General features: G+C 70.2%; 20 protein-coding genes. 16 read left to right on the top strand and 4 right to left on the bottom strand.

Translation table 11 applies throughout. The features are described from left to right. Nucleotide 1 precedes the first annotated feature (1 nt). From QSK32_RS21495 to QSK32_RS21510, 4 genes are all read left to right on the top strand, one after another. The gene (locus QSK32_RS21495) at nt 2-796 is read left to right on the top strand and encodes an amino acid ABC transporter permease (RefSeq protein WP_045743627.1); all 795 of its coding nucleotides are present in this window, start codon (nt 2-4) and stop codon (nt 794-796) included. A gap of 5 nt (nt 797-801) precedes the next feature. Continuing rightward, the gene (locus tag QSK32_RS21500) at nt 802-1,584 is read left to right on the top strand and encodes an amino acid ABC transporter ATP-binding protein (RefSeq protein WP_285472919.1); all 783 of its coding nucleotides are present in this window, start codon (nt 802-804) and stop codon (nt 1,582-1,584) included. 53 nt (nt 1,585-1,637) lie between these two features. Next, nucleotides 1,638-2,147, top strand: a complete 510-nt coding sequence (locus tag QSK32_RS21505) for a DUF6924 domain-containing protein (protein ID WP_285472920.1) — start codon at nt 1,638-1,640, stop codon at nt 2,145-2,147. 124 nt (nt 2,148-2,271) lie between these two features. Beyond that, nucleotides 2,272-2,997: a sulfite exporter TauE/SafE family protein gene (locus QSK32_RS21510; protein WP_285472921.1), complete on the top strand. Its 726-nt coding sequence runs from the start codon at nt 2,272-2,274 to the stop codon at nt 2,995-2,997. A 12-nt stretch (nt 2,998-3,009) separates the two neighbouring features. On the opposite strand, the gene QSK32_RS21515 is transcribed toward QSK32_RS21510, so the two are convergent. Next, nucleotides 3,010-4,266 (bottom strand): toll/interleukin-1 receptor domain-containing protein, encoded by a 1,257-nt coding sequence (locus QSK32_RS21515; RefSeq protein WP_285472922.1) that lies wholly within the window; start codon nt 4,264-4,266, stop codon nt 3,010-3,012. 203 nt (nt 4,267-4,469) lie between these two features. On the opposite strand from QSK32_RS21515, the gene QSK32_RS21520 reads away from it, so the two are divergent. From QSK32_RS21520 to QSK32_RS21540, 5 genes are all read left to right on the top strand, one after another. Then, nucleotides 4,470-5,099, top strand: a complete 630-nt coding sequence (locus QSK32_RS21520) for a hypothetical protein (protein ID WP_285472923.1) — start codon at nt 4,470-4,472, stop codon at nt 5,097-5,099. Between the two features lie 382 nt (nt 5,100-5,481). Continuing rightward, nucleotides 5,482-6,126, top strand: coding sequence for an ABC transporter permease (locus QSK32_RS21525; RefSeq protein WP_045743622.1), 645 nt, complete (start codon nt 5,482-5,484; stop codon nt 6,124-6,126). Continuing rightward, nucleotides 6,123-7,313: an ABC transporter ATP-binding protein gene (locus tag QSK32_RS21530; protein WP_285472924.1), complete on the top strand. Its 1,191-nt coding sequence runs from the start codon at nt 6,123-6,125 to the stop codon at nt 7,311-7,313. The genes QSK32_RS21525 and QSK32_RS21530 overlap by 4 nt, the downstream gene beginning before the upstream one ends. Further along, nucleotides 7,313-8,101 carry an ABC transporter permease gene (locus QSK32_RS21535; RefSeq protein WP_045743620.1) on the top strand — a complete coding sequence of 263 codons (789 nt, stop codon included), beginning with the start codon at nt 7,313-7,315 and terminating at the stop codon, nt 8,099-8,101. The genes QSK32_RS21530 and QSK32_RS21535 overlap by 1 nt, the downstream gene beginning before the upstream one ends. Nucleotides 8,102-8,113: 12 nt before the next feature. After that, nucleotides 8,114-9,049: a glycine betaine ABC transporter substrate-binding protein gene (locus QSK32_RS21540; protein WP_285472925.1), complete on the top strand. Its 936-nt coding sequence runs from the start codon at nt 8,114-8,116 to the stop codon at nt 9,047-9,049. Nucleotides 9,050-9,190: 141 nt separating this feature from the next. Here the strand turns inward: QSK32_RS21540 and QSK32_RS21545 are convergent, their stop codons facing one another. Further along, the gene (locus tag QSK32_RS21545) at nt 9,191-10,249 is read right to left on the bottom strand and encodes a hypothetical protein (protein ID WP_285472926.1); all 1,059 of its coding nucleotides are present in this window, start codon (nt 10,247-10,249) and stop codon (nt 9,191-9,193) included. Next, nucleotides 10,132-11,064, bottom strand: coding sequence for a transporter substrate-binding domain-containing protein (locus QSK32_RS21550; protein WP_285472927.1), 933 nt, complete (start codon nt 11,062-11,064; stop codon nt 10,132-10,134). The genes QSK32_RS21545 and QSK32_RS21550 overlap by 118 nt, the downstream gene beginning before the upstream one ends. A 131-nt stretch (nt 11,065-11,195) precedes the next feature. Here QSK32_RS21550 and QSK32_RS21555 point away from each other — a divergent pair, with 131 nt between their 5' ends. The 3 genes from QSK32_RS21555 to rraA are packed head-to-tail and all read left to right on the top strand — an operon-like array spanning nt 11,196 to nt 13,004. Further along, nucleotides 11,196-12,077 carry a hypothetical protein gene (locus QSK32_RS21555; protein ID WP_285472928.1) on the top strand — a complete coding sequence of 294 codons (882 nt, stop codon included), beginning with the start codon at nt 11,196-11,198 and terminating at the stop codon, nt 12,075-12,077. 31 nt (nt 12,078-12,108) lie between these two features. Beyond that, on the top strand, nt 12,109-12,504 hold the full coding sequence (locus tag QSK32_RS21560; protein WP_285472929.1) for a hypothetical protein: 396 nt from the start codon (nt 12,109-12,111) through the stop codon (nt 12,502-12,504). A gap of 35 nt (nt 12,505-12,539) precedes the next feature. After that, entirely contained in the window at nt 12,540-13,004 is a 465-nt protein-coding gene (gene rraA / locus QSK32_RS21565) for a ribonuclease E activity regulator RraA (protein ID WP_285472930.1), read from the top strand. Between the two features lie 251 nt (nt 13,005-13,255). On the opposite strand, the gene QSK32_RS21570 is transcribed toward rraA, so the two are convergent. Continuing rightward, nucleotides 13,256-13,651 (bottom strand): MerR family transcriptional regulator, encoded by a 396-nt coding sequence (locus tag QSK32_RS21570; RefSeq protein WP_285472931.1) that lies wholly within the window; start codon nt 13,649-13,651, stop codon nt 13,256-13,258. Between the two features lie 60 nt (nt 13,652-13,711). On the opposite strand from QSK32_RS21570, the gene QSK32_RS21575 reads away from it, so the two are divergent. The 4 genes from QSK32_RS21575 (at nt 13,712) to QSK32_RS21590 (ending at nt 17,456) form a co-directional block, all read left to right on the top strand. Then, nucleotides 13,712-14,842, top strand: a complete 1,131-nt coding sequence (locus QSK32_RS21575) for an NADH:flavin oxidoreductase (RefSeq protein ID WP_285472932.1) — start codon at nt 13,712-13,714, stop codon at nt 14,840-14,842. Nucleotides 14,843-14,861: 19 nt separating this feature from the next. Next, on the top strand, nt 14,862-16,691 hold the full coding sequence (locus QSK32_RS21580) for a S9 family peptidase (RefSeq protein ID WP_285472933.1): 1,830 nt from the start codon (nt 14,862-14,864) through the stop codon (nt 16,689-16,691). A 49-nt stretch (nt 16,692-16,740) separates the two neighbouring features. Beyond that, nucleotides 16,741-17,208 carry a hypothetical protein gene (locus QSK32_RS21585; protein ID WP_285472934.1) on the top strand — a complete coding sequence of 156 codons (468 nt, stop codon included), beginning with the start codon at nt 16,741-16,743 and terminating at the stop codon, nt 17,206-17,208. 62 nt (nt 17,209-17,270) lie between these two features. Next, nucleotides 17,271-17,456 carry a hypothetical protein gene (locus QSK32_RS21590; RefSeq protein ID WP_157411124.1) on the top strand — a complete coding sequence of 62 codons (186 nt, stop codon included), beginning with the start codon at nt 17,271-17,273 and terminating at the stop codon, nt 17,454-17,456. Nucleotides 17,457-17,510 lie beyond the last annotated feature (54 nt).

Here is a 17,510-nt window from a genome sequence, read left to right on the forward strand (position 1 = left end):
TATGAAGCTGAGTCCCCGACGCCGGCGGCGCATCGCGCGCGTCGCCGGTTATGTCGTCTTCGGGCTGGCGATCCTGGCCGTGGTGGGTGCCGCGGACTGGGCCCGTCTGTCCGAGGCGTTCTTCCGGCGTGACGTCGCCACCGGGATGTTCCCCGAGGCGATCACGATCGCCCTGCGCAACACGATCCTCTACACCCTGATGGCGTTCGTGTTCGGTCTGACGCTCGGGCTGGTGCTCGCGCTGATGCGGCTGTCGTCGGTCCTGCCGTACCGGTGGTTCGCCACGGCGTACATCGAACTGTTCCGTGGGCTGCCGGCGCTGCTGGTGCTGTTCATGGTCGGGTACGGCGTGCCGCTGGCGTTCCCGGACCGGGAGATCCCCGGCGGCGTCTACGGTTCGGTGACGGTCGGTCTGGGTCTTACCGCTGCGGCGTACATGGCGGAGACGATCCGGGCCGGCATCCAGGCGGTCCCGAAGGGGCAGCTGGAGGCGGCCCGGACGCTGGGCATGTCGCACACCCGGGCGATGATCTCGATCGTGCTGCCGCAGGCGTTCCGGATCGTCATCCCGCCGCTCACCAACGAGATCATCCTGCTGACCAAGGACACCTCCCTGGTGTACGTCCTCGGCGTCACGTCGACGACGATCGAACTGACGAAGTTCGCCGGGGACACGCTGAACACGCTGGTCAACCCGACGCCGCTGGTCGTGGCGGGCCTGCTCTACCTGGTGATCACGCTGCCGTTGTCGCAGCTGGTCCGCGGGCTGGAACGCCGGGCCGGAAGGGAGAGGTGAGCACGATGTCCACCATCGAGATCAGTGACCTGCACAAGTCCTTCGGCAGCCTGGAGGTGCTGCGCGGCATCGACCTGACGGTCGAGCCGGGCGAGGTCGTGTGCGTCATCGGCCCGTCCGGTTCCGGCAAGTCCACGCTGCTGCGCTGCGTGAACCTGCTGGAGGAGCCGACGTCCGGTTCGATCCGGGTGGCCGGCGTCGAGGTGACCGACCCGGACTGCGACATCGACGAGGTCCGGCGCGGCATCGGCATGGTGTTCCAGCAGTTCAACCTGTTCGGTCACCTGACCGTGCGGGAGAACGTGACGATCGCCCAGCGCCGTGTCCTGAAACGCGGCAAGGCCGAGGCGGACCGGATCGCGGCGGCGAACCTGGGCCGGGTCGGCCTGAGCGAGAAGGCGAAGGCGTACCCGGCACAGCTCTCCGGCGGCCAGCAGCAGCGGGTCGCCATCGCCCGTGCCCTGGCGATGGATCCGCAGCTGATGCTCTTCGACGAGCCGACCAGTGCCCTCGACCCGGAGCTGGTGGGTGAGGTGCTGGCGGTCATGCGGGGCCTGGCCGCCGAGGGCATGACGATGCTGGTGGTCACGCACGAGATGGCGTTCGCCCGCGAGGTCGCCTCCCGGGTGGTCTTCATGGACGGCGGCGTGATCGTCGAACAGGGCCCGCCCGCCGAGGTGTTCGGCAACCCGCGCGAGGACCGGACCCGCGAGTTCCTGCACCGGGTCCTGGAGCCGGCCAGCGTCAGCGAGACCGAGATCATCAAGATCAAGGGCAAGACCCTCTGAGGGGTACGCCCCGGCGGACCACCCGTCCGCCGGGGCACCCTATCCTCGTCGCTGTGACGGAACTGAACCTGCCTGACGTGGACTCGCCCCTGCTGGTCCGCACCAATTTCGCGTACCCCGAGGAATGGGCCGCTCTCGTGAAGGCGGCCGCCGCGCCGAGTGCCAGGGACGGGTTCACCGCCTCCTTCGAGGTCGTCGACGACCCGGCCTACGACGGCGTGACCCCGGCCCGGCTGCTCACGCTGGTCCCCGCCGATCCGAAGCAGTCGTTCGTGCTCGTCGCGGACGAGTTGGCGCTGGCCCACCCGGAGTTCCCGATCCTCGTCATCAACCTCGACGAGGACGACGAGGACGAGGACGAGGACGAGGACGACGAGGACGACGACGAAGACGGGGACGGCGAGGACGAGGAGCAGGGGCCCGGCTCGCGTTACGGCACCACGTTCCGTGTCGTCGCCGCCGAGCTGTGGTCGGTGGAGAACAACCTGTCGCTCGCGAACATGGACTGGGACGACTTCGCCGACAACGTCGAGGGCGACGGCATCTTCCGCGGTTTCGCCTGATCGTGCCGGCCGGGGCGTGGTCTACTGCCGGTCATGAACCGGCGGTGGCCCCTGAGCCCCGGCTTGGCCGTTTTCGTCGTCGTGGTGAGCGGTGCGGCCTGGTGGTGGCGGGGTCGGACGTCCGATGCTGACCGTCCTTCTGCTGGTGCTGCTTGCGGTCGTGGCCGGGGTGCTCAGTGGCGTGGTCGGGACCGGGGCCTCGCTGGTGCTGCTGCCGGCGCTGCTCTGGGCGTACGGGCCGCGCGTAGCCGTGCCGGTCATGGCGATCGCCGCGGTGCTGGGGAACCTCGGGCGGGTCGTCGCCTGGTGGCGGGTGATCGCGTGGCGGCCCACCGTCGCGTACGCCGCAGGGGGTGTCCCGGCCGCGGTCCTCGGCGCGCGGGTGCTGTTGACGATTCCGCAGGCGGTGGCGGACGGGGTGATCGCCGCGTTCTTCCTGGCGATGATCGTCGCGCGGCGGACCGGGGTGGCCGCGCGGTGGCGGTTCCGCGTCCGGCACATGATCGTGGCCGGGGCGGTCGTCGGGTTCCTCACCGGCATGCTGTTCTCGACCGGGCCGCTGAGTGTTCCGGTGTTCACCGGTTACGGGCTCGGCGGTGGCGCCTTCCTGGGCAGTGAGGCCGCGGCATCGCTGCTGATCTACGCCGGGAAACTCGCCACCTTCGGTGCGGCCGGGGCGCTTCCCGCCGTGGTGGTCGTGCGGGGTCTGCTGGTCGGCGGCGCGCTCCTGGCCGGTTCGGTGATCGCGCGGCGCGTCGTCGAACGGATCGGCGTCCGCACCCACGCGACGCTGATCGACATCGTGCTCGCCGTCGGCGCGGCCACCATGATCGTGGCCATGGTGAGGTGACCAAGCCACCGGTCAGAGGACGGGGAAGACGGCCTCGAAGAAGACGGCCAGGGCGCCCAGCCCGGCGACCACCGCCAGCACCGGCCGCCGCCACGTCGCCCGCCGCGCGGTCAGGCCGGTGATGCCGAAGACCAGGGCCATCACCCACACCGGGGTGAGCATGACCAGCCCGCTCTCGCTGATCTCGTCGAACGCCACCGAGTAGATGATCGCCGGGAACAGCACCCCGAACGCCAGCGATGCCAGGTAGGCGCCGCCGCGTTCCTTGCGGGTGCGGGCCACCGCGTTCTGCTCGGCCGCCGCCACGTACTCCTGGTGCAGCTCGGTCAGGGCGGGATGGCGGCCGTTCGCCACCAGCACCGCCGACCGGGCCCGGTTCAGGTCGGCGCCGCCGAGCAGCGATCCCGGGTCGCGCCCGTTCGCGTCCCATTCGCGGGCCCGCACGTACAGCCAGGTGTGCAGTTGCACCCAGGAGAAGTCCAGGTCGATCGCCTCGACGATGTCGTCGACGGCGGTGTCCAGCGGTTCGCCGGTCCGGCACGTCACCCAGTGCAGGCGTCCCAGGTGTTCGGGCACGCCGGTGCCGTCGACGTCGCGGACCAGCACCGGGATGATCCGCTTGCCGGCGGCGACCGCGTGGGCGAGTTCCTCCCGGCAGGTCCGCGAGTCCAGCGAGTCGGGGCTGACCACGAACAGCACCGCGTCCGCGCGTTCGATCGCCCGGACGATCTCCTGCATCCAGTCGGCGGTCGGCGCGATGCCGGTCCAGTCGACCCACATCTCGCGGCCCCGTGCCACCAGGGCGTCGTGCAGCGGCCGCACGGTTGCCGCGTCTTTTCTGGAGTACGAGAGGAAGACCGTCGACGGCCCCGCGGCGGCAGCGGTGGTCACCGGTGGCGGCCCGGTCACCACGTCGCGGTAGAGCGAGTCCCGCCGGTGGCGCAGCACCGGCCGTGCCCCGAGGACGGCCAGCAGTGCCGTGACGAGCGCGATCACCGTGGTGGCGATCGTCCCCTCACGGACGTCGCTGTCGAAGCGCGCGGCGGACTCCCGCCGCTGCCGTGCCTCGTCGAGCAGCTGCGCAGCGGCGTCGCTCTGCCCGCGGGCCGCCAGGTCCTCGGCCTGCGAGGTCAGCAGGGTCACCGCGTCGTCGTGCCAGTTGCGCAGGCTCATCGCGCGGGCGGTCGTCACCGTGCCGCGCAGGGTGACCGTCAGTCCGAACAGGGCGAGGAGTAGCAGGACGACTCCGGCCATCACGCTTCGGCGCACGCCCGGCACGGTACGCCGCCGCAGTCCATGATCGATGCCCCGTTGTCGGGGTTCCGGCGAAGAGGCACCGAAAGAGACCACCGCAGGCGCGCCGGACGGGTCACCCCAAGTGATGCTTTCCGTGATGTCATCGCGCCTCTGCGTAGGGGAGGCGCCCGGATCGCCCTATCTTTCCGAGGAGAGATCCACTCGAGGGGGAGACCGTGCGCTCTGTCGTCCACGCCTGCATCGCGGCCGTGCTGCTCGTCGTCCACCCCGCACCGGCCGTTGCCGAACCTCCGGCCGACCTGACCGGGAAGCTGCTCGTGGCGAAGGACCTGCCGCCCCGATACACCTCGTCGTGGCCCGACCCGTACACCGATCTGATCGGGGAACTGCTGAAACGCGGCGACCTGTGCCGCCTCCCGGTCGACACCCGGCCCGCGCACGCGGTGAAGGCCGTCTTCGTCACCCGGGACCGGCAGGCCCTCGAGGTGGAGACTCTGACCGAGGTGCTCTCCGCCCCGGGCGAGTCCGCGGCCCGCCGGTCCGCGGCCACTCTCGCCGCCTTGCCCGACCGTTGCCCGCAGGTCGAGACGCCCCGCTACACGATCAAGTTCACGCCGGCCGCCCTCCCGTCGCTGGGTGACGCCACCGGCGCGGTCGGCATCGAGATCGCCGTCAAGGCGGTCAGTGACCCGAACGCCTACGTGGACGCCCTGTTCGCCGAGGCCGGGGTGGTGGTGTCCGGCCGCGTCGCGGTGGCCGTGGTCCTGACCGGTTACTACCGCACCCACGAGCTCACCCTGGCCGAGGCCGCCGGTGCTGCCGTCCGCAAGCTCGCTCCGATGTGAGGACGGGCACTGCCTCGTGGCGGTGTGATCGTGACGAATATGGATGGTGGGCCACTCCCGGGAGTGGCCCACCATCCATATTCGTCACGAAAAGGTAACGGCCGATCCGGCGCGGCCGGTGGCGGCGCCGGACCATAAATGCATCGTTATCTCTTCGCAACTCGAGGAAAGCAACCTCGCACATTTATTGTTGCGACTGTCACGTTGCGCCGTAAAAAGTCATGGAACTGTCATGTCAGGCCTCTGGACATTGCTCTACGGTTGTTCGAGTTGAATGATCAACTTGTACTGCACGGCTGTTCCACACTCCTTGGACGTGCTGGATCGCCTGCGTGCCGCCCTGATGGCGCGCATTTAATTGTCCCCGGCCCGAAGAAAGCCTATGGATTTCTACGAATATCTCGTCGATAACGCGGAGTTCCTATTCAGTGATGCCGTCGACCATGTCGTCGTCGTCGCCCTCTCGATTGGTATCGCCCTCGTCCTGGGCTGCGCCCTCGGCGTCCTCGCGCACCGCTCGGCGCGGCTGCGCCCGGTGATCCTCGCCGTGTCATCCACGCTGCTGACGATCCCGTCGCTCGCACTGTTCGCGATCTTCATCCCGTTGCTGGGGCTCGGCACACCGCCGGCCGTGACGGCACTCGTTCTCTATGCTCTGCTGCCCATCGTCCGTAACACCGTCGTCGGCCTCGGTTCGGTCGACCAGTTCGTGCTGCGGGCGGCGCGTGGCATGGGCATGGGCTCGTGGCGTCGCTTCACCAGCATCGAGCTGCCGCTGGCCTGGCCGGTCGTGCTCACCGGCGTCCGGGTCTCCACCCAGGTCGTGGTGGGTATCGCGGCGATCGCCGCCCTGGTCAACGGGCCCGGGCTGGGCAACGAGATCTTCCGTGGGCTGCGTTCGCTGGGCAGCCCGTTCGCGCTGAACTTCGTGCTCGGCGGCACGCTCGCCATCGTCGTGGTGGCGCTGCTGTTCGATGCCGTGTTCGTCCTGCTCCGCCGTCTCACCACCGCCAGGGGGATCCGATGACCGTCACCGACAAGATCGCCCCCAAGGAAGAGCCGATGATCCGGCTCGAGGAGCTGACCAAGAAGTACCGCGGTCAGCAGCTCCCGGCCGTGGACCGGGTCACCATGGACATGCCGCGCGGCGAGATCGTCGTGCTGGTCGGCCCGTCCGGTTGCGGCAAGACCACCACCATGGAGCTGATCAACCGGCTGATCGAGCCCACCTCCGGGCGCATCCACCTGGACGGCGAGGACGTCACCACCGCCGACCCGGACACGCTGCGCCGCCGGATCGGGTACGTGATCCAGCAGATCGGCCTGTTCCCGCACCACACCGTCGCCGAGAACATCGGCACCGTGCCCAGGCTGCTCGGCTGGAACAAGACGAAGATCGACGGCCGGGTGGACGAGCTGCTCGACCTGGTCGGCCTGGAGCCGGGCGTGTTCCGCAAGCGGTACCCGAAGGAGCTGTCCGGTGGTCAGCGCCAGCGCATCGGCGTGGCCCGGGCCCTGGCCGCCGACCCGCCGGTGATGCTGATGGACGAGCCGTTCGGCGCGATCGACCCGATCACCCGGGACCGGCTGCAGAACGAGTTCCTGCGCCTGCAGCAGACCGTCAGGAAGACCATCGTCTTCGTCACACACGACATCGACGAGGCGATCAAGCTGGGCGACCGGATCGCCATCCTGGGGGAGCGGTCCCGGATCGCGCAGTACGACACCCCGGCGAACATCCTCAGCAACCCGGCCAGCACGTACGTCGAGGACTTCATCGGCGCCGGCGCGTCGCTGAAGCGGCTCAACCTCAGCCTGGTCGGCGACGTCGCGCTGGACACCGGCGCGGTGACCGCGCGGATCGACGGCACGGCCGCCGAGGCGCGCGACCGGCTGGCGAAGTCGGAACGGTCGGCGCTGCTGCTGCTCGACGGTCAGGGGCGCCCGCAGCGGTGGGTGGACGCCGCCGACCTGGAACGGGCCGACGGCGACCTGCACCGGGCCGGTCAGCCGGTGAGCGCCCTGGTGGAGAGCGCCGCGACACTGTCGTACGCGCTCAACGAGATGCTCACCTCGAACGCGGGCGTCGCGCTCGTGGTCGACGGCGACGGCGGTTTCCAGGGCCTTCTCGACTTCGAGACGGTCATGGTGGCGACCCGGTCGGTCCAGCGCGACAGCAGCGAGTTCTACCGGGCGGCGAAGGTGGCCGGCTGATGGTGACGACCGCTTCACGCGTACCCCATGAGCTTGAATTCGAGGCGAAGCGTGCCCCGCGGGGGAGATGGACCCTGCGGCAGTGGCTGGGGATGCCGCTCTTCCTGGCCGTGGTGGGCACGGCGCTCTACGCCTGGGTCTCCGCGCAGGAGCTGGACAGCATCGAGCAGCGCACCCTGAACGCCGGTGAGCTGACCAAACGGGTGATCGAACACCTGCAGCTCGCCGCGGTGTCCACGGTCATCGTGATCGCGGTGGCCGTCCCGCTCGGCATCCTGGCCACCCGGCGATCCGCGCGGTTCGTCGCGCCGGTCGTGCTGGTGCTGGGCAATCTCGGACAGGCGATCCCGTCGCTCGGCCTGATCACCCTGGTCGTGCTGCTGGCCGGCGTGGGCTTCGAGTCGGTCGTCTTCGGCCTGGTCGCGTACTCCGCGCTGCCGATCCTGCGCAACACCATGGTGGGCCTGCAGCAGGTCGACCAGACCCTGGTCAAATCGGCCCGCGGGATGGGCATGTCGCCGATGCAGACCCTGCTGCGCATCGAGCTCCCGCTCGCGGTCCCGGTCGTGCTGGCCGGCATCCGCACCGCCCTGATCCTCAACATCGGCACCGCCACCCTGGCGACCTTCTTCGGCGTCCAGGCCCTGGGCTACGTCATCTTCCAGGGAATCCAGCTGGACCGCACCCCGGTCCTGATCGTCGGCGCGGTCCTGGCCTCCGGCCTCGCGCTGCTCGTGGACTGGCTCGCCGCCGCCGTCGAAGAACTGCTCACCCCTCGTGGGCTCTAGAAAGGTTTTCTCGTGAACATCTTCCGCAAGACCACTGTGCTCGCCGCCGGCCTCGGCCTCGTGTTCTCGAGCGCCGCATGCGGATCGGACGAGAGCTCCGGCGGTGACGGCCCGCTGGCCGGCACCTCGGTCACCGTCGGCTCCAAGGACTTCGACGAGCAGCTCGTCCTCGGGCAGATCACCAAGCTCGCCCTGGAGAACGCCGGGGCCAAGGTCAAGGACGAGACCAATCTCGGGGGTACGAACGCAGCACGGGCGGCGTTGACCGCGGGCCAGGTCGACGTCTACTGGGAGTACACCGGCACCGCCTGGATCAGCTTCTTCCAGAACACCGAGCCGATCGCCGACTCCGCCGAACAGTGGCAGAAGGTGTCCGAGAAGGACCTGGCCGACAACAAGCTGGTCTGGATGACCCCGGCCACCTTCAACAACACGTACGGTCTGGCGTACAGCCGCAAGGCCGCGGAGAAGCTGGGCAGCCCCACCACGATCTCCGATCTGGCAGCGAACCCGGCCGCCGCGACGATGTGCGTGGAGAGCGAGTTCTCCACCCGTGACGACGGTCTGCCCGGCCTGCAGAAGAAGTACGGCTTCGAGGTCCCGGCGGCCAACGTGACCGTCCTGGACACCGGCATCGTCTACACCTCGACCGACAAACAGGACCCCTGCAACTTCGGCGAGGTGTTCACCACCGACGGCCGGATCAAGGCCCTCGACCTGGTGGTCCTCGAGGACGACAAGAACTTCTTCCCGCTCTACAACGCGGCGCCGGTGTTCCGCTCGGAGTACTACGACGCCAACGCCGCGGCTCTGAAGACGATCTTCGACCCGATCGCTGCGGCCCTCACCCAGGACGTGATGACCGAGCTGAACAAGCAGGTCTCGGTGGACGGCGCGCGCCCCGAGCAGGTCGCCAAGCAGTGGCTGAAGGACCAGAGCCTCCTCTGATCCGCTAGGTGGTACATGTTGGCCCCCGCCGTTCGGCGGGGGCCACTCTTGACACGTTCCGCGGTCAGAGCGCGAAGCCTGTCCGCGTGGTGATTTCAGGCGCGCTGGACGCCCGAAATCACCACGCGGGGCCCGATGGTGCTAGCAGGGGTCTGAGGTCAGTGCGCGGGGGAGCAGCTGTTCGAGGGCGGTGTACTCGACCGGCCAGACGTCGAGCGCCAGGTTCGTGGTGACGACGTGCGAGGAGTCCGGGCACAGCGTCCGCGCGCCCACCTCGTCGTTGCTGATGAACCGCACCCGGCCCTGCACGTCCAGCAGGACCATGCCCTGCTCGTCGATGTCCAGGACCGAGCCGTGCACCGTCGCCGGCTCCGGCCCGAGGATTTGCACCGCGATGGTGGGCAGCACCGGCACCCGGATGAAGACCGCCGCGACGAACACCGGCAGCAGCACCATCAGGGTGGCGCTGAGGTAGCGCACCACCCGCCCGGCGAACGCGGCCGCGACCGGACCGGCCAGCACCGGCGTCACCAGCGGCGGGAGCAGCAGCAGGACCGCGGTGAGCCGGCACTCCAGCATCGGGTCGGTGTTCCAGGCCCGGACCGCGACCGGGCCGAACACGACGGTCAGCGCCGCCGCGCAGGCCAGCGGCAGGATCGTGGCCAGGACCGGCCGCCGGCCCCGCTCCTGGAGGGCGAACCCGAGCAGCGCCGTCATCGCCAGGATCGGCAGGAACCGCAGCTGCCAGGTCAGCGCGGCCAGCAGCACGGCCGTCGCCACCAGCCACCCGGGCGCCCGGGTGGCCAGCCGCAGCGGCGCCGACATCCGCGGCGGCTCGCCGGGGCGGGCGCTCGCCAGCAGCAGCAGGCCCAGCAGCCGCCCGATCAACAGGGTCGCGGGCAGCGCCCAGAACACCGCACCGAGCAACGACGTGAACAGGCCGAGCGGGCTGACGTACTGCAGCAGGAGCAGCATGGTCGGCCCGTCGCGCTGGCTGAGGAACCACAGGCGCAACGCCAGCAGCAGGATCGGCAGCGCCGGCAGCGTGGCGAGCAGCCACTGCCGGTCGCCGGCCGGCCGGCTCAGCAGGTCCGGCGGTCCCAGGGGAGTCGCCGGACCCGGGGCGGCTCGAACACCTTCGGCTGGACCGGTTCGGCCACCTGCTGGCCGACCAGGGTCGTGGTCTTCTCGCCGAACCATCGCCGGAACACCTGCCTCCAGGCGCCGGAGGCCCGGGCCTGCTCCAGGGCGAGATCCACCAGCGTCCGCAGCGGATCGTTGCCGAGGACGTTGACGCCCCACCTCTCGTCGACGTCCGAGCTGATGTTGTGGATGGCCAGCCTGCCGCGGTGCTGCCGCAGGAAACCGGCCAGGATCGCGGTGTCGGTGCTGACCGCGTCGACGCCGCCGGCCAGCAGTTGCCGGACGCAGGCGACGGTGTCCTCGGTGGCCCGCACGTCGGCACCGGCCCGTTCCAGCAGGGACTGCGAGGTGGCGGTCCCGGCCATGCAGACCGACTCGCCCTTGAGGTCCCGCAGGGTCTTGACCGTCGGATGCCCGCGGCGGGTGAGCACCGAGGACGTGGTCACCAGGTAGGGCCCGGCCAGCGCGTGGGCCTTCACCCGGTCCGGCGTCATGCTGTACGCGGCGACCACCATGTGCAGCGGATGTCCGCCGCAGTCCGGGTCGGCGGACGTGCCCCGGCCCCGGTCCTCGACCCGGATTCGGCAGAACTTCACGTCGTCGCGGGGGATCCGCAGCGCCCCGGCGATCATCAGCGCGATGTCGACGTCGAATCCGGACCAGCGGCTGGTCCTCGGGTTGCGGTCGCTGATGCCGGGCTGGGTGCCGGTGGCGCCGATGTACAGGGTGTCGCCGAGGCCGGCCTGCCGGAGCAGTTCGTCCTCGGTCGGGGGTTGCCGCCGCAAGACCAGGACGGACACTCCGGTGACCAGCACGGCCATGACGACGACCCACAGGATGGGGCGCAGCCAGGTTCGGACACCCACTCGCATGTCGGACACCTCCCGAAGTGGATCTCACTGTCACTCGGGAGCAGCCGGTCCGCAACGGACAATCTGTCCGTTTTTTTCCGCACTTATGGTGCCGGTAAGTTGAGTGATCATCTCCGGTTAGGCTCGTCGCTGTGACCAGCACCCCTGAGTTCGACCGCTTCGGACCCTGGATCGACGAGGTCCACGACGCCGGTGACCTGCCCCGCCTCTACCAGGGAGCGCTCGACCCGGCCGCCTACCGGCTCGTGCTCAAGGTGCCCCGCGACATCGAACGCCGCAACGCCCACCCCGGCATGCACCTGTACGACTACGTCCTCGCCGTGGACCCGGAACACCTGACCGTGCTGCGGCGGCGCGACGACGCGTACGACACGATCCGGGTGCCCCTCGACGGCATCGCGGCGATCGCGGACAGTGTGCGCCTGCTCAACGGCCGTCTGCTCGTGCACACCGTGGACGGGCAGACGGTGGCGGTGGCGTACAACGGCTCGGCCAACGCCCCGATCCGCGACCTCGTCCGGCTGCTGCGAAGCCACTATCTGCCCGCGGACGTCACCGGTTCGACCGGGGTGGAACAGCCGGCCGGCGAGGTCCGTCTGGGCCGGGAGGACACCGGACTGGTGACCGACTATCGCCGGCTGACCGCCGAGGAACCGGCGATGCGCCTGGTCAACGCCTCCTCGCGCCACGTGGCCGTCCCGCTCGCGCCGCTCGAACGGCTCTATCGCCTCGTGTGGCCGACGACCCTGCACGCCTCGATCGTCGCCGCCGACGACCGGGAGATCCAGATCCTGCACCGCCGGGACTGGTTCACCGGCGGCGGCGACGACCTGTCGACGGCCCGCACCGTCCTGCCCCGGGCCCGGATCACCGACATCCGGCTCGGCCCGCACCCCCGCTACCGCGACGTCCACCTGCTGATCGTCGACGCCGGAGCCACCCGGCTGGAGTTCCCCCTGGCGTCCGGCCCGCTCACCGAGGCGATCCGGTCCGGCGCCGCCGTCACGCTCTGACCTGTTTGCCGGGTTTCGCTACGGTGGCGGCGTGATCGAGCGTGGACGATGGCCGTACCTGATCGGAACCGGACTGATCGCCGCCGCAGCGACCGGCTACCTCATCACCGCGGCGACCACGGTGCAAGGATGGCTGGACGACGCCGGGACGCCGGACTGCCGCGATCCGAACGTGTGCTGGCCGGACGCCCTGGCCGCCCTCGTGCGACGCCGCCGGGACGACACTCCGGCCGAGCGGGTCACTGTGGTCGCCCCCATGCTGTTCGCGGCGGTCTGCCTGGTCGCGCTCGTCGCGGGCGGTGCCCCGGACGGCGGTTTCGCCGGTGACTACGCGCTCGGTGACGGCGTCGGCTGGGTGGTGGCCGCCGGCGTCATGATCGGTCTCACGGTCTCGGTCCGGCGAGGAGTCGCTGCGCGTACCGCATGATCGACGGTGGCCGTCTTGCGCAAGGAGAAGATCAGATGAAGAAGACCGCAGACCTCTATGACGAGTACGGGGACAAACTGGCGTCCTGCGACACCCAGCTGCGGCAGTTCGGTGGGGTGGCCCACTTCAGCGGTCCGGCCGTCACGGTGTCCTGCTTCCAGGACAACGCCCTGCTCAAGTCGGTGCTCGGCGAGCCCGGCGACGGGCGGGTGCTCGTGGTCGACGGCGGCGGGTCGGTGCACACCGCGCTGATGGGGGACATCATCGCCGGCCTGGCCGTCGACAACGGATGGTCCGGAGCGGTCATCAACGGCGCGGTCCGGGACGTGGCCGCGCTGTGCGAACTGCCGGTCGGCATCAAGGCGCTCGGCTCGAACCCGCGCAAGAGCGGCAAGACCGGCGCGGGGGAGCGGGACGTCATCCTGGAGTTCGGCAACTGCCGCTTCACCCCGGGCGCCGTGGTGGTCAGCGACGACGACGGCGTGGTCGTCCTGCCCTAGACACGTTTCGCCACCAGGGCCCGCGTGTTGATTTGTGGCGTCCAGCGCGCCCGTACTCACCACACCCCCACGGGTGTGTTGATTTGGGGTGTCCAGCGCGCCCGTACTCACCACACCCCCACGGGCGTGTTGATTTGGGGTGTCCAGCGCGCCCGTATTCAACACGCCCGTGGGGGTGTGGTGGGTTCGGGTGTTCGGCGCGCCCGAAGTCACCACGGGGGTGGGCTTTGCAGCCTGACCACGAAACGTGTCTAGTTCTGCTCTTTCTCGAAGCCGTCCGCGACCCGGCAGGAGCGGCCGCTGCGCAGGGTCGCGGACGCGCCGGCGATGATGACGTCGAGCCGGTCGCGGGCGGCGACGATCTCGGCGTAACGCTGCTCGATGCGCTCGCGTTCGGCGGTGAGCAGGGCGATCACCTCGGGCGTCGCGGTGCCGCTCTCGGCGTCGGTCAGCATCGCCGCGATCGTCCGGCTGGGCACCCCGGCGGCGTAGAACTGCTGGATGATCCGGACGTGCCCGACGGCGGTCTCCGGATAATGCCGGTGGCCGCCGGAGCTGCGCTGCGGCACGAGCAGACCCTGCTCCTCGTAGTAGCGCAGCGCCCGTACGCTCACCCCGGTCTGGACGGCCAGGTCGCCGATGCGCATGGTGGTCTCCCTCACACGGACTTGAATCTCACGTGAACGTCAGGTTCTAGCGTACTCGGCATGAACGAACGCGCAGCTCAGACCCTGTCCCGGCCGATCGCCGTCGGCGGGCTCACCCTCCCGAACCGGATCGTCATGCCGGCCATGGCCCGCGGCTTCGCGCCGGACGGGGTACCCGGCGAGGACATGGCCGCCTACTACGCCCGCCGCGCGACCGGCGGCGCCGGGCTGATCATCACGGAGAGCACCTACATCGGGCACCCGTCCGCCGGGCAGCACCACCTGGTGCCCCGGATCTACGGCGACGCCCCGCAGGCCGGCTGGGCGCAGGTCACCGACGCCGTCCACCGGGCCGGTGGCCGGATCCTCGTGCAGCTGCAGCACATCGGCATGGCCCGCAACGCCGGTGACCAGCCGCACCCGGAAGCACCGGCGATCGGGCCGTCCGGCGTGCCGCTGACCCGGGTCGGCGCGGCACTGTTCGGCACCGAGACTCCGGGCGAGACGATGACCCGCCAGGACATCGACGCGGTGGTGGCGGCGTTCGCGCAGGCGGCCGCGGACGCGGAACGCCTCGGTTTCGACGGGGTCGAACTGCACGGCGGGCACGGATACCTCATCGACCAGTTCCTGTGGCCGGTCACCAACCGGCGCACCGACGGCTACGGCGGGGACGCGCGGTCCCGGGCCCGGTTCGCAGCGGAGATCATCGCGGCGATCCGGGAGCGGGTGGCTCCCGGCTTCCCGATCGTGGTGCGCCTGTCGCAGTGGAAGATGAACGACTACGACGCCCGGATCGCCGAGACACCCGAGGAGTTCGGGGACATCCTCGGCACGCTCGCCGACGCGGGGGCGGACGCCTTCCACGCGTCGACCCGTCGCTACTGGGAGCCGGCCTTCGCGGGCTCCGACCTGAACCTGGCGGGCTGGGCCAGGAAACTCACCGGCAAACCGGCGATCACCGTCGGATCGGTCGGCCTGGACGGCGAATTCATGACCAGCATGGCGGGCGGCACCGCCACGGCCACCGGCATCGACCGGCTGCTCGACCGGATGGAGGCCGATGAGTTCGACCTGGTCGCGGTGGGCCGGGCCCAGCTCGCCGACCCGCAGTGGGCGGCCAAGACCCTGTCCGGGCGGGCGGGCGACATCACCACGTTCACCCCGGCCGCACTGGGCACGCTCGACTGAGCTCTGTTCGTACGATGACATGATGTTGATCAGTGCCGATCTGGTGGTGGACGGCCGGACCCCGCAGAGCCCGGTCCTCGCGCCGGACGGACGGTGGGTCTGCTACCTGCTGGACGGCGGGCTGTGGATCGTGGCGACGGACGGCGGTGAACCCCGTCGGGTCGCTGAAGGAACCCGGCCGCGTTGGTCGGCCGGCTCGACCGCGGTGTTCTTCCTGACCGATGCGGCACAGCTGTGCCGGCTGACGATCGCTGACGACACGGTGACCGAGCTGACCGACGAATCACTGTGTGTGGTCGACCACCTGCCGCTCCTCGGGTCCGCGGCGATCGCCCTGATCGTCGCGGACCCGGCGGTGGCAGACCCGATCGTGGTCGGCGTGGACGAGCCGCGGAACCGACTGTGCCTGTTGACCCCGGACGGCGGGGTGCGCGACGTGGACCTCGGCGGACGGCACGTCGTGGAGATGCGGCAGCGGCCGGACGGTGGCCCGATGGCCGTTCTGACCTGGGAATCCCCGGACCTCGACCGTGGGCCGCGCAGCGTGCGGCTGCACCTGACCGGCCAGGGCGTGTCGTTCCCGGTCGCGGCGGACGCGCGGTCCCTGGCCTGGTGGCAGGACGCCGGCGGCTGGCACATCGGACTCGTCGCCCTCACCCCGCCCGGGCTCCAGGCCGGGACCGCGGTCTTCGACCTGACCCCTTCCGCGGGTACGCTGCGCAACCGCACCGAACGTCTGCCGATGTGTCCGACCGCCCTGTGCGAGACCGATAGTGATCCGCTGGTCGTCCTCGCGGACGGACTCGACGCGGCGGTCGGCCGGCTCACCCCGGACGGCCTCGAGGTGGTGGCGCGGCACCCGGGGCGCCTCGACGACCTGACCGTCTCGGCGGACGGTTCCCTGATCGCGGCCCTGACCGGTGGGCGGTACCGGTCCGCCGAGGTGCATGTGGGGCCGCCCGGCGGGCCACTGTCACCGATCACCGACACCCAGCCGGAACTCGCCGAGATCACGTTCGGCCGCCAGGAACCGCTCCACTATCGGGCGACCGACGGTATCGACCTGGACGGACTGCTCGTGCTCCCGCCCGGCCGGGACGTGTCCGACGGGCCGTTCCCGCTGGTCACGATCGCACACGGCGGGCCGTACGACCGCTACGCCGACCGGCTTCAGCTGTCCTGGGCGCCGAGCGGGCAGTGGCTTGCCGCCGCCGGGTATGCGGTGTTCCTGCCCAACCCGCGCGGCGGCCAGGGACACGGCCACGACTTCGCGGCGGCGGTCGCCGGCCGGGTCGGGAAGGAGGAGTGGACCGACATCCTGGCCGGCGTCGACCTACTGATCGACCGGGGCGTCGCCGACCCCGATCGGCTGGGCATCGCCGGCTGGAGCCACGGCGGATACCTGGCCGCGTGGGCGGTGAGCCAGACCGGCCGGTTCCGGGCCGCACTGGTCGGCGCGGGCATCGTGGACTGGGGGATGCTCGCGGCGACCGGCGAGAACGGCCAGTTCGAGGCGGCCCTCGGCGGGAGCACCGGCTGGTCGGGCATCGGCCCGCACCCGCACGACGCGGTCAGCCCGATCTCGTACGCGAGCCGGATCCGGACGCCCGTGCTCATCGTGCACGGCGCCGAGGACACCAACGTGCCGCTGGGCCAGGCCGTGTACCTGCATCGGGCGTTGCGGCATCACGGCGTACCCCATGAGCTGGTCGTCTATCCGAGGGAGGGCCACCGCATCCGGGAGCGGGCACACCGGATCGATCTGCTGCACCGGACCCGCGACTGGTTCGACCGCTGGCTCAGCCCTAGTCAAGCGCCGAGCGGCGAACAGCCCGGTGACGGATCGTAGATCCACAATGTACGGTCGGTTGAAGATCGGTGATCTTCGAAGGAGCCGCATGAAACTCAAGGTCTTCGCCGCAGCCCTGACCGGCATGCTCGCCGCCCTCTGCCTCCAACTGCCCGCCTCCGCCGCCCCCGCCTGGGAGGAGGTGTTCGCCTCCGGCAACCACTCCGACAAGACCACCGGCGGAGTGTGCCAGTCGTCGGGCGGCCTCGAAGCCTTCGGCTGCTTCGAAAGCGACGGCGACTGGTTCGTCATCAACGACGCCGCCGTGGACGGCTACTCCGCCGCCATCGTCTGGTGGAACTATTCGCAGAACGACCCGAACGAGCTGTACCGGCGCGGCGTGTGCGTCGAGAAGCGCGGCGAGGGCTACTTCGGCGGCTGCAACCAGAACTTCCACGAGGGCACCGTGGTGGAGATCCGCGTCTGCCGCTACTCGGCGGGCGCATCCGGTGCCGTGCCGGACAAGGTCTACAACTGCAACCTCGCCGTCGGCCTGCGAAAGATGACCACAGCCTGAGCCTGATATGCCCCGGATGGCGGCCGGGGCATACGCCCGTATCCCGCGTCCAAAGGTGTGTCGTGACAGCCCTGGTGGACAGCCTGTCGGCGAGATCCTGGCCGCCGACGCGGGCGATCGACCTGTGCCGGGACTTCATGGACGAGTGGATGGGCGGCCTCGACCCGGGTGACGGCCGGCCGGAACCCGGAGGTGCTGGCCGACCTGATGGACCGCAAACCCTCGACTGGGAGATCTTCGACCACTGAGCGGTTCAGTCCGTGCCGCGGTGAAGTCCAGCCGCCGGTTGAGTAGTCGGCGCG

This window comes from Actinoplanes sp. NBRC 101535, from assembly GCF_030269225.1.
Taxonomy (GTDB): Bacteria; Actinomycetota; Actinomycetes; order Mycobacteriales; family Micromonosporaceae; genus Actinoplanes; species Actinoplanes rectilineatus.